This is a genomic window from Bacillus sp. ISL-78 (assembly GCF_018613455.1).
Taxonomy (GTDB): domain Bacteria; phylum Bacillota; class Bacilli; order Bacillales; family DSM-1321; genus Peribacillus; species Peribacillus frigoritolerans.
This window is the reverse complement of the sequence record NZ_JAGGQC010000002.1, coordinates 111,283-134,891: the sequence shown is the minus strand read 5'-3', so window position 1 is coordinate 134,891 and position 23,609 is coordinate 111,283. Positions and strand designations below refer to the sequence as shown.

Below are 23,609 nucleotides of genomic sequence, written 5' to 3'. Positions count from 1 at the left end.
CCCTCCGTTTTAAATAAAGTGAAACGCCCACCAATGGGGGTTTATTCAATGCCACTGATGGATGTGTGAACCGAACCGGATGGAAAATTCATACCTGACCGAAAAGGTCCGATAATATATATTAGCTTACACTATTTTGATATAAAATTTAATGCAGTTGCCTGATATATTTTAGCAACAGTGCGCAACAAGCCGAAGGCCTAATATGTTCATAAGCAGATAAAGCCTTGAATTCATATTGAGTTCGAGGCTTTAATTCCTTTAGCTATCTTTTTTTCCGATAGTTATATAGTATCACCAAGAGGATGAACCAGATTGGGGTCAAGAGCAGTGATAGCCGTGTAGCTTCAGCGAATAGCATAACAATAAGGATGAACAGGAATAAGCCTAAAATGGCGTAATTGACAAAAGGTGTAAAAGGAGCCTTGAAAGCCGATTCGGCTCTTAGGTCAGGCCTTGTTTTCGAATATTTGATATGGGAGATCAAGATAATGCTCCATACCCATATGAAACAGATGGCACTGATGGTAGTCACGACAGTAAATGCCTGTTCCGGTATCAGCTTGCTTAATAATGCCCCTATTGATACAACGATTGTGGAAGTGAATAAGGCATTGCTCGGAACAGCCTGTTTATTTAATTTTTCCAGTTTAGCAGGGGCTTCGCCATTCCTGCTTAACGTATAGAGTATTCGGCTTGTTGAAAATAAGCCGCTGTTGCATGCAGAAGCGGCGGATGTCAAAACGACGAAGTTGATGATCCCTGCAGCGACTGGAATGCCAATTAACGCAAAGACCTCTACAAATGGACTGCTCGTGGCATCCAATTGTGTCCATGGGTTGACGCAGAGAATGACGAATATGGCACCAACATAGAAAAGCAAAATCCGGACAGGGATTTTATTGATGGCAGATGGAATGTTCTTTCGTGGGTTCGCCGTTTCTGCTGCGGAAACCCCGACCAATTCGACCCCGACAAATGAGAAGACGACCAACTGTAAAGATAGCAGGAATCCGGAAATGCCATTCGGAAACATGCCGCCATGATTCCAAAGGTTCGTTAGGGAAACCGTTCCGGTATTGGTATTGAAGCCGATGATCAGAAGGAAGATCCCTACGATGATCAAGGCGATGATCGTGATTACTTTAATGATGGCAAACCAGAATTCCAATTCGCCAAATATCTTAACGGTCAATAGGTTCAATCCTAAGAGAATGACCAGGCATATTAGAGCCGGAATCCATTGAGGGACATCAAACCAATATTGTATATAAACACCGACAGCTATGATATCGGCCATTGCGGTCATGATCCAACAAAACCAATATGTCCAACCTGTCACGAAGCCGGCCCATGGACCGACATATTCAGTTGCGAATTCAGTGAATGATACATACCCTGCATTGGATAAGAGCAATTCCCCCAGGGCCCTCATCACAAAAAACAAGGCAATCCCTATTATCAGATAAGAGAATAATATGGAAGGCCCTGCCAATTGTATAGCTTTTCCGGAACCTAAAAATAAACCGGTGCCAATGGTTCCTCCTATTGCAATCAGTTGTACATGCCTATTTTTTAAATCTCTTTTTAATTCTTGTTTAGCCAATTCATACGCCCCCGTTTTTATAGTCTTGGTAGTGAATGAGTTTACCTGCATGGTCTTGGAGAGAGGGACGTGATTGTCGTCCTGCTTGCCTTTCCCATTTGTTGTCTTTAGTCCAATCACAAAATGGACAATAAAAAAAGAGATTGGGTAAAATACCAATCTCTTAAAGGGTTCAGAATAACAATATATCATTCGTTACTCTTCTGTCCTTTTGCCTGAGATTGTGAATCCTTCGGCGCTGCATCTTGTACAGTCTCTCCAGAAGCTGCTCCTGCTATAGTGTCATCCATAGCATTCATCGCTTGCTTTTATGCGGTTGTGAAGAATGTCAGTCAGTGATATTTTCCAATGCTTGATCATTCATTATGCTCATAAAATAATATTGGAATTCTATCATCTATTTTTCGGTAGGTCAATAAATTTTTTGAAATGAAACAGGCATTATCTGTAGTTTAATAGTGGTCTGTATTTAACCTAAGGTTTAAGCAGAAGTGATTTATTTCTACTCTTTATGAACGATCACTATAATAAAATACTGAACATCATTTTTTTAAAATGATATTTTCAGATTAGAAAATTCAACAAGATATTATTGGCAACTGTTTATTTCAAAAATACAATTGTATTTTTACAGAATATTTACTATTATAAGATAAGAAAACGTAATTGAAGTGTTATGTAATATTGATCACGATAAATCATTTCTACCTGCAATAATTAATAGAGAGTCGTTCTTGGTAAGGATAGAAAAGCATTACCGATATTGCATCTGGAGGAGTTAATCATGTCGAACAAGGAATTAAAGAGAGGGCTGGAATCACGACATATTCAAATGATAGCTTTGGGCGGAACCATCGGGGTCGGGTTATTCATGGGATCTGCGAGCACGATCAAATGGACCGGGCCCTCTGTAATGCTTGCTTATGCCATCGCAGGTATTTTTATATTTTTCATCATGCGTTCCATGGGTGAGATGTTATATTTAGAACCGACTACAGGTTCTTTTGCAACCTTTGCGAGCAGCTATATACATCCTTTGGCAGGTTATATGACTGCTTGGAGCAATTGGTTTCAATGGGTGATCGTCGGAATGTCCGAAATCATCGCGGTTGGGTTGTATATGCAATATTGGTTCCCGGAGCTACCGGCATGGATACCAGGTGTGGTGGCCATGATCATCTTGGGGGCGGCCAACCTCATTTCCGTTAAATCATTCGGGGAATTTGAATTCTGGTTTGCACTTATAAAAATCATAACGATTATATTGATGATCGTTGCCGGCCTGGGCCTTATCTTCTTTGGAATAGGCAATGGCGGGGATGCGCTTGGATTATCGAACCTATGGGCAAATGGCGGCTTCTTTACGGGAGGCTGGACAGGATTCTTCTTTGCGCTTTCACTTGTCGTGGCTTCCTATCAAGGTGTTGAGCTTATCGGCATCACAGCCGGAGAAGCGAAAAACCCAACGAAGACCGTAACAAAAGCGATCCAATCAATCATATGGCGCATTTTAATTTTCTACATTGGTGCCATTTTCGTCATCGTGACAGTATTCCCTTGGGATCAACTGGATGACTTAGGCAGTCCGTTTGTTTCGACCTTTGCCAAAATAGGTATCACTGCAGCGGCAGGCATCATTAATTTTGTCGTAATTACTGCGGCAATGTCTGGATGCAACAGTGGGATTTTCAGTGCAGGTCGTATGCTGTACACATTGGCATTGAATGGCCAAGCTCCGAAAGTCTTTGCTAAAGTATCTAAAAATGGAGTTCCGGCATATTGCACGATCGCTGTACTATTAGGATTGGGCATCGGGGTTATCCTGAATTACCTTGCACCGCCGCAAGTATTCCTTTATGTGTACAGTGCGAGTGTTTTGCCAGGAATGATTCCATGGTTTGTCTTACTTATCAGTGAGCTTAAATTTAGAAAGGTAAATGCCGCTGAAATGGAGAAACATCCGTTCAAAATGCCGTTGGCCCCTTACAGTAACTATGCGACAATAGCCTTTTTACTGATGGTGCTGGTAGGTATGTGGATCAATCCTAGTACAAGGATTTCCTTGGTTGTCGGGATCGTTTTCCTAGCCTTGGTAATAGCAAGTTATTTCATGCTGAAAATGGATAAACGAACACCATTGGACGTTGAATCCGATGATGAGATTTCAGGATAAGAAATATTAGAAAGCCCTTCTCTAATTCGAGAAGGGCCTTTTTTTGTCCTTGCAGACCAATGGTGGAATTCACGAGTAAAACAGCAAAACTCACGAGTAAAGTCGTCAAATTCACGAGTAAAACAGCGGAATTCGCGAGTAAAGTTGTTGAATTCACGAGTAAAACAGCAAAACTCACGAGTGTAGCTAATTTGACCCCATAACAAGGGGGCGCAGCAGGGGGAATGTATCTTCATGCCAGTTTTTTTCATAGGATGTTACATATTTACCCGAGAAAGGGGTTATCTTTTGGAAAGAACAAAGCTTACCGGGCGTATCGTTACACCTAATGATGCTGAGTATGAGCGCGCCAGGATAAATAATAACTTAAGTTTTTCTAAATTCCCAAAGGTCATTGTGTTTTGTCAAAATTCCGATGATGTGTTGAATTCATTGAAGTGGGCCCGGGAAAATCATGCACCTTTCCGGGTTAGGAGCGGCAGGCATAGTTATGAAAATTTTTCATTAGTGAATGGCGGTCTAGTCATTGATATTAGTGAAATGTACAATATCAAGGTCAATCGTGAAAAAATGATCGCAAAAATTGAAGCCGGAGCTGATTTAGGGCAAGTATATAATACGTTATGGAATTATGGCACGACGATTCCGGCAGGGACCGAAAGCAGTGTTGGTGTTGTAGGTCTTACGCTCGGCGGTGGAATAGGTATGTTAACGAGGCGCTTTGGACTTACTTGTGACAATCTACTTGAAATAGAAATGGTAAGGGCTTGTGGAAAGAGGGGAGCCAAACTCATTAAAGCGAATAGGAAAATCAATAGTGATTTATTTTGGGCATGCTGCGGGGGAGGAGGGGGAAACTTTGGCATAGTCACTTCTCTTACTTTCAGGGTAACCCCCGTATCAAGGGTTTCCGTTTTCTCCGTCACATGGGGGTGGGAAGATTTCGAAGCGGTGTTTGAAGCCTGGCAGGATTGGGCCACTAAAGCTGATGAAGGCTTAACTTCAGAAATAGAATTCAAGGCAAAGGAAGCAAACGAAATTTTTGCTAAAGGTGAATTTGTTGGAACGTCACATAGATTGAAGCAGCTATTAAAGCCTTTGACAAAAATCGGTTCACCAATAAATGTCATGATAAAGGAAGTCCCATATATTGAAGCCGTAAGATTCTTTGATTATCCAGCTGGAAATCAACCGGCGCATCGAAAGAGGTCAGGATCTTTCATTGAAAAAGCTCTTCCACAGCAAGCAATCGCAACTATGAAACATTTTTTGGGAAATGCCCCAAATGAAAATGCAGCCATTTGGCACCAATCCCTAGGAGGAGTGGCGGGCCTTAAAGATCCAAAGGAGACAGCTTTTTATTATCGAGATGCCATCATCGCCCAGGAGTATCAGGCTACATGGACCAATCCAGAAGAAGAGCGGCTAAACATTCGTTGGATCAAGGAGCTGAAGCATGCCTTGTCACCTTTTACTACCGGTGACTATGTGAATTGGCCGGATACTCTAATCAAAGATTGGCCAACTGCGTATTATGGAGAAAACTTCAAACGGCTTAGGGAAGTGAAAACGAGGTATGATCCATACTATGCGTTTAAGTTCCCACAAAGCATACCGCCATTAAATAAGTGGGTGTGAAAAAGCTTGGATTCACCCAATACATTCGTTATATAAAGGCCTATTCCTGAATTTGGATATAGGCCTCTTTATTCTTGTTTTGAATCAATTAATCGATAATCCCCAGGATCATTCCGCTTGCTGAGCTTGTACTGTACTATAAACCTGATTTACGGAAGATTGGGCTTGGGCAATTTCTTGAGCCGCTTGTTTAATGGCTTCTTGTGCCAAAATTGGATCCGAGGAAGATTTTTCAATTGCTTGTGAAAGTAAGGTTTGCGTAAGGGTAACGTTAGCTTTTGCTTGATTTAATTGATTGATATCAATTTGTTGTTGAGGCATGTAGTTTCTCTCCTTATGTCATTATTGAAATTACTCCATTAGGATGACCGTTCTTTTCTATTTTATAAGGAGTAAAATTCATTCTACGGGTTTATTTGTATATAGTGAATCACGGATGACCCTTTTTTTGCTTTCACTTGTATGAAAATAAGGATCCACAAGGTCACTTCCTTCTCTTGAACGAATATAAACAGCATCTATTCCAGATGATCTTCTCCTTGCCATTCACTGACATCATTATAACTTAGGATTTGTTGGTTCCAATGCAGAAATCGATCCGAAAGGGACAACCAATCCGAGAAAAAGACCGCAAGCTTCTAGCTTGTGCAGCATCCTTGTCCAGGGTCATGAAAAGAACCACCCCAAGTTTGTGATGGGAGTGGTTCTTTTCATTAGTTCAGTTCAGCCTTTTCCTGCTTGGAAACCTGGATATTTGGTCATCCCACCATCAGCATATAAGGTCATTCCCGTTACATAGCTCGATTCGGCAGAAGCGAGCCAAGCGGCACAAGCGGCAATTTGTTCCGGTTTTCCGATGTATCCCATCGGTATCAGGTTTATTACTTCCTGTTTAGCTTTCGGGTCATTGAATTTTTCGGCATTGATGGGTGTGTCGATTGCACCAGGTGAAATATTATTAATGCGAATCCCTTTAGGAGCATATTCAAGTGCAAGGGTTTCTGTCATCATCTTGACTCCGCCCTTACTTGCTGCATAGTGGACAAAATGAGGCCAAGGTATCCTGTCATGAACGGAAGACATGTTAATGATATTGCCCTTAATGCCATGATCGAGCATATAACTGATTGCTTCCCTGCTTGCCAGGAACATCCCCGTTAGATTTACATCGATGACTTTTTGCCATTCTTCAAGAGTCAATTTTTCGCTGGGCACTTCATTTTCAATACCAGCATTGTTGATCATGATGTCGATTGTACCAAAGGTGTCCACAGCGAAAGAAAGCAATTTCTTCACATCCGCTTCCTTTGAAACATCACCTTGAATGGCTGCGGCTTTCCCGCCTGCAGCTTCAATCGTTTTGATGATTTCCTTATGGTCGCCATTTTCAGTGTGATAATTTAATACGACATATGCTTTTTCTTTACCAAACCTTTCGGCCATGGCTTTTCCTAATCCTTTTGCCGCGCCCGTGATCACGACCACTTTTTTCTCTAAATCTTCATACATCATTCAGCTCTCCTTTGATTATTCTTTTGTAAAGCCAATCATGATTCCGCCAGCAATTACGAGTACACACCCGATGATGACGAAGGCCATTTGCTTTTTGGATTTTTTCTCACCTAAAAGAAAGATGCCGCCTAAAGTGGAAATGACGATTCCCAATTGGGAAAATGAGAATGCGATGGCAACGCCCACTTTTGGATTGGCGAGCAGGAGACCGATATTACCGACAGCCCACATCATTCCGGTAAGGATATTCCGTCCGGCATACTTATTAAACGGTTTATGTTTGATGGAAAGGAGCAGGGCAGCCAGGAACATGCCAATTGCTTGCGGCAGGATCGCCGACCATCCGTCCACCTCATTCCATCTGACGACGATGACATATGTAACATAACCCACAGTAGAAATGGCAAGGTAAAAAACCCCTTTTTTCATGCTTCCTTCTTTTTTGTTATCAGCATCGCCATAGCTTGTCAGCAAGACACCTGTAATCAAACAGATGATCGCAACAATGCCGATGATGATTGTCATCTTGTCATTCCATTCCCTGAAAATGATGACCGCAAAAAATGTATTCCCTAGAATTTGCAGTCCTGTTGAGATTGGAACGGTTTTCGATACCCCGATTTCCTTGACGCTATTGAATTGAAATAACTGCCCGAATGCCCAGCCTATCCCGGAAATGATGCCCACAATCCACACTAGACTGCTCCATTCCGGCGGATTGATGAAAGACATCATGATGGCGAACAGTAATGAACCGATTGTAATGCCAAGTGTTTGATTATAAGAGTTGCCTCCGAGTTTTTCGGAAACAAGCACTAAGCTGCCCCATGTCAATGCAGGGAGTAGCGCAAAGAGAAAGCCTTCCACAAAATTTCATCTCCTAAACTAGAAAACAATGTTTTTATCAATATAAAATAGTTAGTAAGCTATTGAATGTATGTATAGTTTTCCCTTTACACGGGAAAGAAAACATGGATTTAATTTACCAATTTGTCATTTTATTTTTCGGGGTGGAAACAATGAAATAATAAGTGGTTTATGGTACTTTTAATTTAAAAAATAGTTAGGAGAAATACGATGACGACACTGAATGAATGGTTTGAAAAGGGGATTCCTGCTCAAGAATTTGTATCTTCGATGAAAGTTCATAAAGAAAACTTACAATCGATCCAGCAAGGTTTTTCCACTTCTGCAGAGGACCAAGATTTTTTTGATGCATTAAAGAAGAAAGAACTTCGAGTTATTGTCATTACTGAAGACTGGTGCGGAGACGCGATGATGAATATTCCTATACTCCTGAATATATCTGAAGCGGCAAATATCGAAACTCGCATGATTTTACGAGATCAAAATCTTGAACTGATGGATCAATATTTAACGAATGGAACAGCGCGTTCGATTCCCATTTTTATATTCATTGATAAGGATGGTGAAGAAAAAGCCGTTTGGGGACCTCGTGCACCAAAGGTACAAGAGTTCGTAATGGAGTTAAGGTCTGACCTGCCTGCCAAGGATGATGAACGTTTCGAGGCAGAGCAAAAAGCAGTTATTAAAAAGATAACTGCGGCTTTTGCTGAAGAAAAACACCTGTGGGACGAAGTATATAGCAGTATCAAGGAAACATTGGGGAGTTGCTGATTGCGGGTGCATCACTTTTAGTCATGTCCCATAACGGGTGGTAAGCCCATTATGGAATTTATTGGGCTGTTTCAAAACATGGACTGCAACCTGATTGGTTGGTGAATATTTAGATATGTTTCCTAACGGTTTTTTCTATAATATTCGTTTTTGAGTCCAAGGATTTGGAACAGCCTTTTCATTTTTTTATGATTCTGGAATAATTGTAACGCCGATTGTTCGAATAGGAGAGTCTTGTTTGGCACTTTGATTCGTTGCTTTGTAGTATTTTAACATTAAATCGTTCAATTCATTTTGGAAGTTAAGGAAGCTTTCATCATCAAGCTTTAGTTCTAAAAGGGAAAAGGTTGAACCATCTTCTGCGCAGTCTCTTTCTTCCAATTTAGTAAGATAGTTTTGATATTGGGTCATAAGGGATAATTGATAATAAGAAAAATAGTTCACCTTTTTTTCATTAGAGGATTTTTTCCATTCTTCCCCGCTAAGTCGTGCTTCTTCTTCATTTAAAACGTAGTATTTTTCGGAAACGGATCTCACTTTTTTCTCTTTTACTATGCGAATGACCCCTGAATCCAAAAGAACCTGTATATGTCTATATAATGTTGCTTGGGGTACATCTTTAATGATTTTTAACATTTCTAATGGTGTTAAACCATTTTCCCTATTTCTCATTAAAGCTTGGGTAATCTTTATTCTTACTGGGTGCATTAAAATTTCAGCTTTATTAATCATCTTATTCTCCTCACATTGGAAATTATAACTGGATAATTTTTAGTGAACTTTCCTGTTGTTCATGAATATTAAGTTTACTTCTTCATATATTGTAATGTTTGAATCATTGTCATTTACATAAAAATGACACGGTTCGAAAAATAATAGTACCGAAATATTTTTTCTAAGTAAATAATAAGTATTTTTTAATTATTTTAATTTTTAAAAAAATGTCTACATTTTAGTGAAAATTAATAAATATCGCTATATTTTTATTATTATTCATTATGATAATATTATCATTATAAATAACAATAAAAACTAAAACAATATTTTATTAAGAAAAAAATAGGTGCAAAATTCCAAATTAGATGTTATCATTATCGATAATGATAATAATATTTCGTTACCAAAGGAGTGGTATATATGGAATTGCATTATGGATGGAACGAATTGAAAGATATTGATTTCATGTCTATTCTGCCGATCATTTTACCGGTAATTGCAATTGGAATGATTTTAGTGCTTATAGCATTAATTGATTTATACAGAAATCGAAAGACGAGGAAAAATGTTTTATTGTGGACACTCATCATTATTTTTGCAAATACTATCGGTCCAATTCTGTACTTCGTTATCGGTAGAAAGGACAGTGAAAGAATATGAAATTAGAAATTAAAAATGTTACAAAAAAATTCAAAGAAAAAACAGCGGTCAATAATTTTTCAATGGAATTGCAATCAGGTGAATGTGTTGGATTGATTGGGCCAAATGGGGCTGGTAAATCGACACTGATAAAAGTGATTGCAGATATTATAGATCCAAGTATGGGAGAAGTATTGCTTGATGGTAAGAAAATTTCAAAAATGAAAAAGGAAATAGGCTACTTACCACAATACCCTAACTTCTTTCAATGGATGACCGCCAAAGAAACCCTTACTTTCATGGGGCAGCTTTCGGGTATCAAGAAAGAAGAATTATTAAACGGAATCCCAGAGATATTGTCGAAAGTGGGGTTGAGCGGGGAAGAGAATTCAAAGGTGCGGACTTTTTCGGGCGGAATGAAACAAAGGCTTGGTATTGCACAGGCGCTGTTACATAAACCGGCATTGATTGTCATGGATGAACCGGTTTCGGCATTAGATCCCATCGGCCGGAGAGAAGTGTTGAATATCATCAAAGAGATAAAGAAAGATACGACAATTTTATTATCGACGCATATATTAAGCGATGCAGAAGAAATATGTGAGAGGTTTGTCATTATAAAAAGCGGTAAAAAAATTGAGGACACAACGATGTCAGAATTATTGAACAGGAATAGCGGAAATAAAATCAATGTCGACATAACCTCTAAAAGTCAAAAATGGATTGAAAACGTTAAAAGCTTGAACTTCGTCAAAGGTGTAGAGGTAATGGGGAACAAATTGAAGATAGAAGTGGAAGATATTGAGTCAAACAAGAATATGTTACTGGCGAATGCTTTGGAGCATAATGTTGATCTTGTCAGGTTCGAAATAGATAACGATACATTGGAAGAGATATTCTTAAAATTGGTGGTGGAAAAATGAATAACTTTGCCGTTTTAGCTAAAAAGGAATTTGTTCAGATGGTACGTGAATTTAAAGTGATTTGGCTGCCGCTTGTATTTATATTTTTAGGAATAACTCAACCAGTTGTAAGCTATTATTTACCTTCAATATTAGAGGCACTGGGCGGGGGCCAAGGGATCACCATTGATCCAAGCATGGCTGCCCAAAAAGGCGGCGAAGTTCTTGCCAGTACTTTAGGGTCTCAATTTGATCAGTTAGGGGTCATGATCATCATCGTTTCCATGATGGGAGTCGTTCAATCCGATAAAGCAAATGGGATGCTTGCTTTCATACTTACAAGGCCTGTGACGGTTGGATCTTATTTAAGCGGGAAAATCATTTCCAATTACCTGTTTGTTGCCTGCAGTGTGGCATTGGGATATTTGGTTTCATATCTGTATGTAGTTTTTTTGTTTACGAGTGTTGATTTTGGGGATTTAATAGTTGCTTTACTGTTCTATCTGCTGTGGATCCTAGTTATCGTTTCATTCACGACGATGATCAGTACCATTTTTAATAGCCAGGGTATCATTGCATTAATTTCGATAGTATTTCTCCTCGGCTGCAGAATCATAGTTGGATTAAGTCCGGTAATAGACAATGTGAATCCGGCAAGCATGAGTAAGCATGCCATGGAAGTACTGATTTTAGGCACAGTCAATTCACAGGCGGTTTGGGGTGCATTAGCTGCACTTGCATGGACGGCAGTAACGATATTGATAACGAACATATGGATTTCTAAAAAGAAATTCAATAATGAATAAGTTGAGGATGGAAATGTATTAATCATGAAGTGATGGAAGGATGATAACTTTGTTAAGCATCACAGATTTGGAGAAAAGCTACTCGGCCAAGAAGATTTTGAATGGTGTAAATCTAGAAATCAAAAAAGGGGAAACCTTAGGTTTTATAGGAGCGAATGGTGCAGGGAAAACCACGACGCTGAACATCATTACAGGCATTTTAGATTCAGAAAATGGAAAGGTTGAAATAAATGGCCTGACCAAAGAAGACGGCATAGAATATAAAAAACAATTTTTCTTCATTCCTGATACTATCAATGTGTTTAACAATGTTTCGGGATTTGATTGGATTCGTTTCTTGATGAACCTATATGGAAATGATGACAAAGAACGGTTGGGGAAATATATCAATCGGTTTGGGATGCAGGAGTCCATTAAAAAGCCAATGGGAAGTTATTCTTATGGAATGATGCATAAGGTATCCCTGATAGCGGCTTTTACCATTAATCCCCCGATCATCATTATGGATGAACCATTGAACGGATTAGATCCAAACGCCGTTTTAGTTTTTAAGGGGTCAATCAAACAATATGTTGAAATGGGTGGTACAGTGTTTTTCTCGACGCATCTGCTCGATGTGGCAGAGAAAATTTGTAATACAGTGGCTATTTTAAAAGAGGGAAAAATCATCCTGCATGATGAGATAAAAAATATAATAGGTGAAAGTTCATTAGAATCTACCTTTATGGAGGCTCAGGTATATGAAGGAAAAACTTCAGTTAACTAGATTTTTCGTTTCTTCCTTCTATAAAATGCCCAAGCAGACAATGTTGCAGGCTGTCCTGATAATAGCCGTTTTTTATATGTTTTTGCAGCTGACTGTCGTTAACGCCTTTGTTTATTTTCTTGGAGATACCCAGGTCTTCCTGTTTTATAATTTAACGATTTCCAGCATTCTCGTCTTTGCATTGGTTTGCTATTTGTCCACATCACAAATATTTTCTTATGATGAATTTAAAGTATTGGCACCTCTGCCACTCACCTATAAGGAAATATCAAGGGCCAAAGTGTTAAGTAGCTTATGGGTCCCGATCATCTTATCAATGATGATCCAAGTGCCAACATTAGGCTTCTTGATAGTCGATCTAAAGTTTATCGAAGCAATTAAGTTAATCACATTTTTACCAATTGTCAATGGTTTAACGGCTTTGTTCCTGCTTTTTATCCTATCGTGCATGAATAGGCATTATTATAGATTCAAAAGTAAAGTAGCATACTTAATGGTTAACATGGCTATCATTCTAACGCTTATGATTATTTCCATTGTATATTTTGCAGGAAAATCATCAGTTGCCATTTCAAAGGTCATCTCGGAAATAGATTTGAATTCTTTTGAAGGGCTCAAAAACTCGTTGGAATTGTTGATGAGACATATATTTGAAACCGCAAATATGATTCCAGTGATCAAATGGATAGTGGGTGCTTTTGTATCAAATGAAATAACCGTTCAATTTTTCATTATTTATATTTCGATAATGGTAATAGGTTTCCTTTTGTATTCAATGATTATAGAGAACATTTCTGTTCATTACTTTAAAAACGGGATATTGGGAAACAACAAAGCGAATATGAAAAACTCAAAGGTAAATATATCAAAAAATCAATGGAGTAATTATTTACAAAGAGAGATATGGATCATTAAGTCTGAAGCATATTTTAAGATGCAAATCGCTTTAGGTCTTCTTTTGCCTCCGACCTTTTCACTTGTCATGTTATTGCTGATTCAGAATGAAGTGTTCCCGAATTATTTGAATATAACGAAAGAGGGAGTTTTTGATAAATACTTTTCCTATTCGGTCCTATTCCTGTGTTGTATAAATAATATAAGCGGAACCCCATATTCAAGAGAAGGTAAATACCATTATTTACTGAAAAGCGTCCCGTTTGATGAAAAATATGTTTATTTTTCTAAGGTGATACTTTCATCAATAATCAGTATTATAGCCGTGGTGATCAGCTTTTTGATATTTGCCCTATTTGGGTATTGGGAAATGGAAAATGCAGTCATGTTATTAATCACTTCTTGTTTAGTGGTTTGCTATAATCTTCTAACACCATTATATGATATGAAAAATCCTAGTATAGAATGGGAGAACCCATCTGCTGCAATTAAATCCAACCCCAATGTATTAATAAGCCTGCTTTATGGATTGCCATTATTGATCTTGGTAACAGCGATTCATTTTGGCTTGGTTTGGTTCAGTGTCCAACCCCTGATTGGAGCGCTAATGATTTTAGTGATCTCAATAGCGATCAATTCCATTTTGATTAATAGATTGAAATTAAACTTATGAAAGTCTTTATATTAGAAAAACATTTTCGTTTGATAAAGGAAGTATAGAAAATCGGCACTAAATAAATTTAAAAAAGGAGTGTCTTATTATGGGGAAGCACCATGATAAAGATTTTAAAATTTATGCTGCTCGATTAGTATTGGAAGAAGGCAGAAAACCTAGGGAATTGGCCGAAGAACTTAATATATCCATACCTACATTAAGAAATTGGATCAATATCTATAAAGAAACAAATGAAGTTGGCTCGGCGGACTCCAGTAATGGTTTTTCAGGACTCAGTCTGAAAGAGGAAAAGGATAAAATAATCAAAGATCTACAGGAAGAGAATGAGATATTAAAAAAGGCCATGCACATTTTTATTAAACAACCAAAATGATTGAACAGTATCAAAGCCATATTTTATTTTTCACAAATTATAGTGGAAAATAAAATATGGCTTTTTTAATTAGAAAATTTCAAGTTGATTTTTTCATTCAAATTCCCACGATAAGTCCTATGAAAATATTACTAAAGAAGAAAAATAATAAAAATTGGTAAAGTTATTATGTAATGTAGATAATTTACAAATTTTTAATGGACTCGGCAAAATTGTTGTGATAAAGTGTTATCGATAATGATAATAGGTAATATTTAACCTAGAAAATGAAATAATTGTATAAAAAAAGAAATTTAATAGGGGAAAAATGGAGAATAAATGCGAGATTTCTAGAAAAAAGAGGGGAGGAAAATTATAATTGATTGAATATTTTATGAATAAGAAAAAAATTTATAAATCTTATATCAAGTTTTATGAAGCGGATTCAGTCAATTTGGACTATATTGATGATATTTTCAACGAAAAAGAATGGAATTATCTAAATTTGCAAAATGGTCCCAAAAGATTCATCGAAGCAAAGAAAAGTTTGTACTGTGGAAAAAAAGCAATTATGGAGTTTTTAGGTATAGGCATGGATGAAATAAAGAATGTATCACTGTTGAAAGGAGTCTTTGGACAGCCGGTCATTGTTGCAAATTTGTTCTTATTAATGAACGTGGGTATATCCATCACACATACGGATAAAACATTCGGAATATTGCTTTTTGATCAATTGCATCCAATGGGAATCGATATTGAGAATAAAACGAATACGGATTCCGAATTTTTAGAAACCTATTTAACGGAATCTGAGAAAAAAATGATTAAGGAAAGCGAGGGTGTTTTAAGTAAAGAAATTTTCTTTAGTGCAAAAGAAAGTCTATCAAAGATACTAAAAACAGGATTGACCTCTCCACTTGAAATCTATGAGATTTCCAAGGTTGATATGGATCAAGATAACATCTCACTTTTCTATAAAAATTTTTCCCAATATAAATCAACGGTTGAACTTGTGAATGATGAAATAAGGAGTGTTACCTTTCCGATAAATTCTACGAAAATAATTGAGGGGGAATACCAATGGAATTAAAAATGGAAGCGAATGCTGAATTAAAAAACAATAACAAATTAGTACAATATCTTTTTAAAAAAGAGGATAGAGTTCACAAGTTAATCATTTCGTTATTGATACTCAGTTTAATAGCAGGTATCGAAACGACGCTTTTGTTATATTCTGCAGATCAAAAAGGGATGGACGTATTAAATGGCATGTCCATTTCAGAGATTGGAGCCATGAGTTTTGCCATTAACACAATTGTAATGGGGGCTCTTGGATTATTGGTTACATTCATCATACAAATATTAATTGTGTGCCTATTATTTTTAGTTTTAAAAGAAAGGCCGGTAAATATTAAAGGGATTTGCCAAGCTGTCATAAATGCAGGGGTATGCATCGTGATTGGATCTGGTGTTAATGCAATCATCGCATTATTGGTTAAGAGCAAGGAAACGACATTCACTAGTTTATCCTTACTGGTGCATGATAAAAATTCCATCCTTCACACATTCATGGCCGAGTTTGAGTTGTTTTACATTGTCAGTTTAATTCTATTCAGCTATAGTCTGGAAAAATTGGCGCTCATTAAGAGAAGAAATGCATGGATCATAACGATTGTAATCGCTTTGATTTCTTTGGTTTTTCATATGTTGACAGTTGCATCAGGCACATATTTAAAATAATGGGGGAAAATGATGAATATGAATTCTTTAGCGAATTTATTTGAAGAAAGTGTTAGGCAATATGGAGACAATGTAGCAGTAAGAAATAAGGATATGCAATTTACATATAAAGAAACGAATATCTTGGCAAATAAAATGGCAATGTACATAAAGGACAAAGGGATAAATAAAGGAGACAATGTCGGAATCTATATTGAAAAATCCGAGCATGTTTTATTTTTGATCATAGCCTTACTTAAATTGGGTGTTACTTATGTACCTATCGATCCCAAAAGTCCTGGTGAAAGAGTAAAGCATATAATAAAGAATTCAGAATTGAAGTTATTAATTGGGGATAAAAGCCGGAATGGCGACATGGATTGTAATTATGTATCCATTGATGAAGTGATTGAGAATTCAAAAGAAATGACAGGTGAGAATCTACATACACTAATTGACCCGGAGGATCCAGCCTATATCATTTTCACATCGGGCTCTACAGGAAAACCTAAAGGAGTTTGCGTTTCACATGGAAATGTCATGAACTTATTTTATGGCTGCGACGATTTGTTCGAGTTTACTAATAAAGATAAATGGACATTTTTCCATTCCTACGCATTTGATTTCTCCGTCTGGGAGATGTGGGGGGCTTGGATATATGGCGGAGAAGTTGTAGTGGTTTCATTTGAAGAAAGCAGAAATCCAATATCCTTTGTTGAATTATTGATAAATACACAAGCAACCGTTTTTAATTGTACGCCAAGCGCTTTCTTCGAAGTGAGTGGTGAGCTCCTGAATCGTCAAAATGAATTAAGTTTAAAATACATTATTTTTGGAGGGGAAGCATTAAACTTCAAGAAATTGACGCAGTGGTTTTCTCCCGAAAATGGCAGGCTGCCAAAGCTGATAAATATGTATGGAATAACTGAAACGACCGTTCATGTAACATATAAAGAAATCACCAATAGTGATGTTGAAAAAGGAATGACCAATATCGGAAAAGTCTTGCCTCATCTTGGATTCAAAGTGATGAATCAAAATGGAGAAGAAGTAGCTGGAGAGGAAGAGGGCGAGTTATACGTTTCGGGAAAAGGTGTATCGCTTGGCTACTATAAAAATCCGATGATGAATGAGATGAAATTTAAGGATATTGATAATGTCCGCTACTATAAGTCAGGGGATGTAGTGAAACTGTTGGATGATGGTGATCTGCAATATATCTCCAGGAATGATGAGCAAGTGCAGCTAAGAGGTTTCAGGATTGAATTAGGGGAAATAGAGAGCGCGTATAATGGTTTGCAAAATATCAAGAATGCAGTTGTTACGATGGATAAAGCGTTCAATGATGATATGCATTTATTGTTATATTATGTTGCTGATGAAGAATTAGCTGCTGATTATTTGAGGGAAAGTGTAAAAAGCTCATTGCCAGCGTATATGATACCAAGCTTTTTTATCAAGGTGGACAACATCCCCCTAACTGTAAATGGAAAACTGGATAAATCATTATTACCAAAATTCTTAATAAAAGACTTTGAATCTCCACCAAATATCAAGAATCCTGTAGATGAAACAATAAGTGAAAAAGTAAGGGAATTAGTGGTTGGCATCATAGGCAATGGGGTTATAAAAAATAATCAGTCACTACTTGAAAGCGGAATGAACTCATTATCGATAATGAGATTGATTGTCAATATTAAAAATCAATTTCATATTGAAATTGCTCCTTCCGTTTTATTGGAAAATGATACGATTATGAAATTATCCGAAGTCATAGAAGCTCGTCAAAAAGAAGAGGTAAAGCAAGATTATACACCTATCCATATCAATGCCAGAAATACATACCCCTTAACATATGAGCAAGAAAATTTGTGGTTCATTCATCAAACCATTGTAGACAAATCATTATATAACATCGTTTTTTCGTATGAAATAGCAGGTGAAGTTAATGAGGGAAACCTGGAATTATCGTTAGATAAGCTAAGCAATAAACATCAAATTTTAAAGAGTGTCATTAGGGAAGAAGCCGGAGTGGGCATCTTGGTTTTTGATGATTCGATTCATCATGATATTAATTATATCGATGTTTCGGACCTTCCTTTAGACATGCAGGAAGAAAAAATGAATCACTTTGTGAAGGAAGAAACGGAACGGCAATTTGATTTAGGAAATGGTCCCCTCCTATCCATTACGTTAGTGAAGACGAATGAAAGTGAATATGAATTATTATGTAACATCCACCATATTATATTTGATGGTTGGTCGATTCCAGTAATGATCAATGATTGGTTTGCCATTTATGAGGAAATCGAGAATGGTGACCGAAATGATACAGATAACCAATCACTCCAATATGGAGATTATGCTTTATGGCAAAAAAACTCACCAAATTATGTAACAGGTAAGGATAATGAGTTCTGGTGTAATGAAATAACGGCATTACGGCAAAAGTCCTTTTTACAATATGATCATCAAAAAACCGGAGAGGGTAAAAGCACGTCCGATATTATCAGCTTTTTGTTACCTAAAGAAATTCAAGACAACCTGGAAAGTCTTCATAAAAAAACGAAATCGACTTTGTTCATGAGTTTACTTACCGCCTATCAAACCTTTTTATCGGCTTACTTTGATGAAGAGCAAGTTGTCGTCGGCAGCCCTTTGGCGAAGAGAAACCATGTGGATACTGAACAATTGATAGGATATTTCGTCAACACCTTGCCCTTTAAATTACATGTATCCCAGGAAGATTCATTTGAAGGGATTTTGCGAAAAAACATAAAAAATATTGCAGGTGTTTTTGACCATCAAAATTTACCTACTAAGGAGATTTTGAAATATTTATCGGCAGAAAGAACCATGGGAAATACGCCATTGTTCGATACAGTATTCGTCCTGCAAAATAACCAAAAAGAAAAGCTGGCATATAGGAATTTCAAGTTGAAACCGAAAAAAATCAATACCTTTAAAGCTAAATTTGATTTGGTTGTTCAGGCAGAAGAAATGGATGAGGATGAATTAGTCATTTCGTTTGAATTCAACAAATCATTATTCAATAAAACGACGATTCAAAGAATGGCTAGTAATTTTAAGCATTGGCTGCAAGAGATTACAACCAAGGAAAACAAGCGGATAAAGGACATTACCTACTTAGAGCCTGCACAGTTGCGATCATTAATCGAAATGGGGACAGGCAATGTAACTCAAAAAGTGAAAGATCATCGTTTTGAAGATGTAATAACCACGTTTGAGAATAAAGTGAGTACAAATTTCAATGATGTTGCCATTGTTCATGGTGATGATCAGGTGAAGTATGGCGAGTTAAATGCCCGGGTAAATCAGGTGGCACAACGCTTATTCCTAAATCATGTAGGTGTAGAGGATAGAATCGGGATTTTTATGGATCGATCGATAAATATGGTTACGGCCATTTTAGCCATTATGAAAGTTGGGGCGGCATACGTGCCTTTGGACCCTTCACAGCCAGTGTCACGGCTGAAACATATGATTGAGGATTCTCAAATCACATATTGTTTAAGTAATGAAGAAGGACTTCCAAAGTATCCCGGTGATGAAGGAAAACTTTTATGTATCGAAGACATACTAAAAGAACGGGAAATGGAGTGTTCAGAATTCAAATCAAGAAAGATATCGGAAAGTGATCTGGCCTATATCATCTACACTTCAGGAACAACGGGAAAACCTAAAGGGGTCATGATTGAACATGGAGGGTTGGCCAACCTCTGTAATTGGCATATCAATTATTATTCAGTAGATGGAAAGGATGCAGCAGTACTGGCTTCGAATACATCATTTGACGCTTCCGTTTGGGAGATATTCCCTTATCTGACGAATGGGAATAAACTCCTGATATTGGATTACTATGATTTATTGGATGTAGAGATCCTTTCGGAGAAGATGGAAAAGGAGAAGGTAACACTCGCGTTTTTTTCAACGGGACTGCTCGAGCAATTATTTATTAACGATATGAAATTTCCAGAATCAATCAGAGCTATTTTGACAGGGGGAGATCGTTTAAAAACGATACCCGATCGTTTGAGTTTTGATTTATATAATAATTACGGTCCAACGGAGGGTACGGTCGTTGCGACAGCATATAAGGTACTTCCAAGTGATGATACTGTGATTCCGATCGGAAAGCCAATTTTGAATGCAGAAGCATACGTGTTCAATTCCAGGATGAAGCCTGTTCCTAAAGGTCAAATAGGCGAGCTGTATATCGGTGGGAAAGGCATTGCAAGGGGATATATAAATAATCCGGGGAAAAACGATGAAAGCTTCATTAAAAACCCGTTCACCTCAGGGAAACTATATAAAACTGGAGATTTGGTTAAGTATGCCGAGGATGGAAATCTACTCTTTGCAGGCAGGGCTGATGACCAAGTGAAAATACGCGGATATCGCATCGAACTTGGGGAGGTCAGTGCAGTTCTAAATAAATGCCCTGGTATAAAGGATTGCTTTATAGCGATAAAAGATGAATCTAAATCGAAGAAATTCATCATGGCCTATTATATCTCCGAAAATGACCTTGAGGAAAATTATATCCGGGATTATATGAAGAATCATCTTCCCCATTATATGATTCCTTCTTATTTCATTAAAATGGAGTCCTTTCCGCTAACCGTTAACGGCAAAGTGGATGCGAAGAGGTTGCCGGATACAAAAACGAACCCGGAAGGAAATAACAGTGAAAGTGTCATGAATGGAACGGAACAAAAATTGTTAAAGATATGGAAAGAGGTGCTGAATAATCAGGAAATAACCATCTTTGATAACTTTTTCGAATGTGGTGGAGACTCCATCCTCAGCATTCAAATTTGTTCACTTGCCAAGAAAGAAAATCTTCTCATCACTTCCAAAAACATCTTTGAAAAACAAAGTATTGAAGAGTTGGCAAAGGTTGTTAAATTGACGGGAGATTTAACGATAAATCAGTCTGATGTTTTTGGAAAGGCACCATTTACACCTATTCAAAGTTGGTTTTTCACTCAACAAATAAATAATTATAATCATTGGAATCAATCTGTAACGTTAAAGGGCTACCCGCAATTGAATGAAAAACGGCTGCAAAGAATCATGGCCCATATCGTCAGACATCATAATGGGCTCAGATCAAGGTTCAATAGAGAAGAATCATTTTCGCAAGTGGATAAGCATATCGACACTTCTGAATATTGGACTTTGAATTACGTAAATCTATCAGACATGAATAAGGACAAACAGGAACGGGAAATTGCTAGACTCGGAATCGGTGCACAACAGGGCATCAACATCACAAACGGACCACTAATGAAAATGGTATGCATCAATACTGGGCAAAACGAGCATGTAATCATTTGGATCATTCATCATTTACTTGTTGATGGGGTTTCCTGGAGAATCTTGATCGAAGATTTTGATCGGCTATATATTCAAGATATAAACAATCAGGAATTAAAACTGGATAATAAAACGACATCATATAAGGAATGGGCGAATAACCTCAATGAATATAAAAATAGCATTCCTTTAGGCATTAAAGAGTACTGGCTGAATGAACATGAAACGGTATATGAAAACGCCCTGGTCAAAACAGGAAATGTTTACGATGGAAAATCATTTGAAATGAAACTGAATAAAGAGATTACAAACAAAATCTATAATGATATGACAAAAGCGTATAAAGCATCTATCGATGAAATATACTTATCCATTTTCGCAGCGCTGATCGGGAAATATTTTAATAAAAAAGATATTCATTTTACTTTAGAGGGACATGGTCGCGAAGAGTTATTTCCAGGTATCGATCTGTCCAGGACAGTAGGCTGGTTTACGACCATGTGCCCGGTTTATATAGAAAATAAAGAATCCATTTCGAACACGATTCAAGGTACAAAGAAAAAGTTGAGGACCCTGCCCAATAAAGGGATTGAGTATGGGATCATAACCGAATTATGCGGCGAGACACATATGAAACAAAATAGGCCGATCATCAGTTTCAATAATCTAGGTAGATTTCACCAAAACAATGAATGGGCTGCAAAAGAGGTCACCTTTTTTAGTGAACAAGATATTCAACATAATTCCTATACCGAACATGAAGTCGATATCGAATTGCTTGTAGTGAATGAGGAGCAAACTATAAAAATAAACTATAACAGACATTTCGTAAGAGAAGATTTTGAGCAATATATGCAACACAATTTGCTGGAATCGTTACGGACATTGGAAGAAGAAACATCGGGAAAACAGATGTACCGTCCGGAAGACTTTCCATTGGTGGATATGCCTGAGGAGGAACTTAACCAACTATTGCACAAAGAAACAGGAGTTGTTGATATTTATGAATTGACGGCTTTGCAAAAAGGGATGTTGTACCATAGCTTGTTTGATAGTGAAAGCAGCCAGTATAAAGTGCAGCTCATTTTTGATATTAAAGGTTATCTGGACGTCGAAAAATTAATCAATGCCATTGTGACAACTACAGGGAAACATGACATTTTAAAAACCAAATTATATTCAAGCAGAAAAGGGGTATTCTACCAACTGTTAATGAGTTCCATGGATACCGAGATTGACTATGAAGAAATAATCGATCATCAAGAGAAGTTGGAAGAGTTGTTAGCAGATCAATATAAGATCATAGATATCGAGAATAATAAGTTGAATCGCTTCATGATCGTTAAGCTTGCGGAAAATCAATACCAATTAGTATGGACATTCCATCATATTATTATGGATGGTTGGAGTTACTCGATGGTGATTAATGACATTTTTGCTGCTTATCATTCAATAACACCATCATCATCCGTGAGTCCTTCATTTAAAAAGTATGTTGAATATATGAAAGATTATACAAGTAATAAGGAGCTGCGGGACTATTGGGCAGGGAAATTGGAAGGTGCTCGAAGTTCCGGATCTCGTTTAATGGGAGTGTTGGAAGGCGAGGGGTACATTGAGAACAGCTACTTGAAAGTATTGGATGAGGAATTAAGTGATTCCATTCAACGATTCTGTCAGGAATACAAGATTACCATGAATACTTTCTTTCTAACCGTTTGGCTAACCACTTTGAAAGAAATAAAAGGTACGGAAAATGTATGCTGCGGCGTAGTGACATCCGGAAGGAATATTCCTATCCAAAATATTGAGGCAATGGTTGGTCCATTTATCAATACTGTGCCGTTCATCAAGCATATCAGCCACGAAAAGAACTACATGGAAATACTGGATGAAGTTCAAAATGAATTTTTGGAATTAAGTGCCTATGAGAATACACCATTATCAGAGATTTATGAGTGGGCTAATTTGGAAAGCCAATTATTTGAATCATTGTATGCTTTTGAAAACTATCCGATGAAACTAGCTAATAATGATGAAATCCATGTGAGTTTGAAAGAAGGACGGGAAACGACCCATTATCCAATCGTCATCATCATCACCCCTGGTTCAAGTGTTCAAATTAAATTTAATGAGGCAGCGGTCAATCCACAGTTAAGGTCATCCGTACTTTCTATATTTAATCAAATCTTAAGTGACATGCTGGAAAAATCGAAAGTGAAATGAGGGGA

The 23,609-nt window shown here is 37.4% G+C and carries 18 protein-coding genes and 1 riboswitch; of the genes, 12 read left to right on the top strand and 6 right to left on the bottom strand.

Annotated features, from left to right (window positions below; all coding sequences use genetic code 11):
• Window positions 1-265: 265 nt before the first annotated feature.
• Complete coding sequence (locus tag J7I96_RS01035; protein WP_214773801.1) at window positions 266-1,606, bottom strand: amino acid permease; 1,341 nt, start codon at window positions 1,604-1,606, stop codon at window positions 266-268.
• 193 nt (window positions 1,607-1,799) lie between these two features.
• A riboswitch (glycine riboswitch) is annotated at window positions 1,800-1,878 on the bottom strand.
• A 512-nt stretch (window positions 1,879-2,390) separates the two neighbouring features.
• On the opposite strand from J7I96_RS01035, the gene J7I96_RS01030 reads away from it, so the two are divergent.
• Window positions 2,391-3,779, top strand: a complete 1,389-nt coding sequence (locus J7I96_RS01030; protein ID WP_214773638.1) for an amino acid permease — start codon at window positions 2,391-2,393, stop codon at window positions 3,777-3,779.
• 288 nt (window positions 3,780-4,067) lie between these two features.
• Window positions 4,068-5,417, top strand: a complete 1,350-nt coding sequence (locus J7I96_RS01025; RefSeq protein ID WP_214923211.1) for an FAD-binding oxidoreductase — start codon at window positions 4,068-4,070, stop codon at window positions 5,415-5,417.
• A 108-nt stretch (window positions 5,418-5,525) separates the two neighbouring features.
• On the opposite strand, the gene J7I96_RS01020 is transcribed toward J7I96_RS01025, so the two are convergent.
• From J7I96_RS01020 to J7I96_RS01005, 4 genes are all read right to left on the bottom strand, one after another.
• The gene (locus J7I96_RS01020; RefSeq protein ID WP_214773635.1) at window positions 5,526-5,738 is read right to left on the bottom strand and encodes a hypothetical protein; all 213 of its coding nucleotides are present in this window, start codon (window positions 5,736-5,738) and stop codon (window positions 5,526-5,528) included.
• Window positions 5,739-5,816: 78 nt separating this feature from the next.
• A complete protein-coding gene (locus J7I96_RS01015) occupies window positions 5,817-5,963 on the bottom strand; it encodes a hypothetical protein (RefSeq protein ID WP_214923213.1) in 147 nt (48 codons plus the stop codon).
• A 177-nt stretch (window positions 5,964-6,140) separates the two neighbouring features.
• Window positions 6,141-6,926 carry a glucose-1-dehydrogenase gene (locus tag J7I96_RS01010; protein WP_214773633.1) on the bottom strand — a complete coding sequence of 262 codons (786 nt, stop codon included), beginning with the start codon at window positions 6,924-6,926 and terminating at the stop codon, window positions 6,141-6,143.
• A gap of 18 nt (window positions 6,927-6,944) precedes the next feature.
• Window positions 6,945-7,796 (bottom strand): GRP family sugar transporter, encoded by an 852-nt coding sequence (locus tag J7I96_RS01005; protein ID WP_214773632.1) that lies wholly within the window; start codon window positions 7,794-7,796, stop codon window positions 6,945-6,947.
• 210 nt (window positions 7,797-8,006) lie between these two features.
• On the opposite strand from J7I96_RS01005, the gene J7I96_RS01000 reads away from it, so the two are divergent.
• Complete coding sequence (locus J7I96_RS01000) at window positions 8,007-8,567, top strand: thioredoxin family protein (protein ID WP_063595196.1); 561 nt, start codon at window positions 8,007-8,009, stop codon at window positions 8,565-8,567.
• 186 nt (window positions 8,568-8,753) lie between these two features.
• On the opposite strand, the gene J7I96_RS00995 is transcribed toward J7I96_RS01000, so the two are convergent.
• Complete coding sequence (locus tag J7I96_RS00995) at window positions 8,754-9,299, bottom strand: helix-turn-helix domain-containing protein (RefSeq protein WP_034305549.1); 546 nt, start codon at window positions 9,297-9,299, stop codon at window positions 8,754-8,756.
• 405 nt (window positions 9,300-9,704) lie between these two features.
• On the opposite strand from J7I96_RS00995, the gene J7I96_RS00990 reads away from it, so the two are divergent.
• The 9 genes from J7I96_RS00990 to J7I96_RS00950 all read left to right on the top strand — a co-directional run bounded on the left by J7I96_RS00990 (window position 9,705) and on the right by J7I96_RS00950 (window position 23,604).
• Window positions 9,705-9,944 (top strand): PLD nuclease N-terminal domain-containing protein, encoded by a 240-nt coding sequence (locus J7I96_RS00990; RefSeq protein WP_034305547.1) that lies wholly within the window; start codon window positions 9,705-9,707, stop codon window positions 9,942-9,944.
• Window positions 9,941-10,846, top strand: a complete 906-nt coding sequence (locus tag J7I96_RS00985) for an ABC transporter ATP-binding protein (RefSeq protein ID WP_214773630.1) — start codon at window positions 9,941-9,943, stop codon at window positions 10,844-10,846. The genes J7I96_RS00990 and J7I96_RS00985 overlap by 4 nt, the downstream gene beginning before the upstream one ends.
• Window positions 10,843-11,631, top strand: coding sequence for an ABC transporter permease (locus J7I96_RS00980; protein WP_214923215.1), 789 nt, complete (start codon window positions 10,843-10,845; stop codon window positions 11,629-11,631). Before J7I96_RS00985 ends, J7I96_RS00980 begins: the two co-directional genes overlap by 4 nt.
• Window positions 11,632-11,680: 49 nt before the next feature.
• Window positions 11,681-12,397: an ABC transporter ATP-binding protein gene (locus tag J7I96_RS00975; RefSeq protein ID WP_214773628.1), complete on the top strand. Its 717-nt coding sequence runs from the start codon at window positions 11,681-11,683 to the stop codon at window positions 12,395-12,397.
• The gene (locus tag J7I96_RS00970) at window positions 12,372-13,964 is read left to right on the top strand and encodes a hypothetical protein (RefSeq protein WP_214923217.1); all 1,593 of its coding nucleotides are present in this window, start codon (window positions 12,372-12,374) and stop codon (window positions 13,962-13,964) included. Before J7I96_RS00975 ends, J7I96_RS00970 begins: the two co-directional genes overlap by 26 nt.
• Before the next feature lie 88 nt (window positions 13,965-14,052).
• The gene (locus J7I96_RS00965; protein ID WP_053533732.1) at window positions 14,053-14,340 is read left to right on the top strand and encodes a transposase; all 288 of its coding nucleotides are present in this window, start codon (window positions 14,053-14,055) and stop codon (window positions 14,338-14,340) included.
• Between the two features lie 358 nt (window positions 14,341-14,698).
• Window positions 14,699-15,409, top strand: coding sequence for a 4'-phosphopantetheinyl transferase family protein (locus J7I96_RS00960; RefSeq protein WP_214923220.1), 711 nt, complete (start codon window positions 14,699-14,701; stop codon window positions 15,407-15,409).
• On the top strand, window positions 15,400-16,059 hold the full coding sequence (locus tag J7I96_RS00955; RefSeq protein WP_214923222.1) for a hypothetical protein: 660 nt from the start codon (window positions 15,400-15,402) through the stop codon (window positions 16,057-16,059). The genes J7I96_RS00960 and J7I96_RS00955 overlap by 10 nt, the downstream gene beginning before the upstream one ends.
• A gap of 12 nt (window positions 16,060-16,071) precedes the next feature.
• Window positions 16,072-23,604 (top strand): non-ribosomal peptide synthetase, encoded by a 7,533-nt coding sequence (locus tag J7I96_RS00950; protein WP_214923224.1) that lies wholly within the window; start codon window positions 16,072-16,074, stop codon window positions 23,602-23,604.
• Window positions 23,605-23,609 lie beyond the last annotated feature (5 nt).

Excerpts from the sequence above, each read along its gene's own strand:
- J7I96_RS01030 (WP_214773638.1), top strand. The coding sequence starts at position 2,391 with ATGTCGAACAAGGAATTAAAGAGAGGGCTGGAATCACGACATATTCAA.
- J7I96_RS01020 (WP_214773635.1), bottom strand. The coding sequence starts at position 5,738 with ATGCCTCAACAACAAATTGATATCAATCAATTAAATCAAGCAAAAGCT.
- J7I96_RS01015 (WP_214923213.1), bottom strand. The coding sequence starts at position 5,963 with ATGGCAAGGAGAAGATCATCTGGAATAGATGCTGTTTATATTCGTTCA.
- J7I96_RS01010 (WP_214773633.1), bottom strand. The coding sequence starts at position 6,926 with ATGTATGAAGATTTAGAGAAAAAAGTGGTCGTGATCACGGGCGCGGCA.
- J7I96_RS01000 (WP_063595196.1), top strand. The coding sequence starts at position 8,007 with ATGACGACACTGAATGAATGGTTTGAAAAGGGGATTCCTGCTCAAGAA.
- J7I96_RS00995 (WP_034305549.1), bottom strand. The coding sequence starts at position 9,299 with ATGATTAATAAAGCTGAAATTTTAATGCACCCAGTAAGAATAAAGATT.
- J7I96_RS00990 (WP_034305547.1), top strand. The coding sequence starts at position 9,705 with ATGGAATTGCATTATGGATGGAACGAATTGAAAGATATTGATTTCATG.
- J7I96_RS00985 (WP_214773630.1), top strand. The coding sequence starts at position 9,941 with ATGAAATTAGAAATTAAAAATGTTACAAAAAAATTCAAAGAAAAAACA.
- J7I96_RS00980 (WP_214923215.1), top strand. The coding sequence starts at position 10,843 with ATGAATAACTTTGCCGTTTTAGCTAAAAAGGAATTTGTTCAGATGGTA.
- J7I96_RS00970 (WP_214923217.1), top strand. The coding sequence starts at position 12,372 with ATGAAGGAAAAACTTCAGTTAACTAGATTTTTCGTTTCTTCCTTCTAT.
- J7I96_RS00965 (WP_053533732.1), top strand. The coding sequence starts at position 14,053 with ATGGGGAAGCACCATGATAAAGATTTTAAAATTTATGCTGCTCGATTA.
- J7I96_RS00955 (WP_214923222.1), top strand. The coding sequence starts at position 15,400 with ATGGAATTAAAAATGGAAGCGAATGCTGAATTAAAAAACAATAACAAA.
- J7I96_RS00950 (WP_214923224.1), top strand. The coding sequence starts at position 16,072 with ATGAATATGAATTCTTTAGCGAATTTATTTGAAGAAAGTGTTAGGCAA.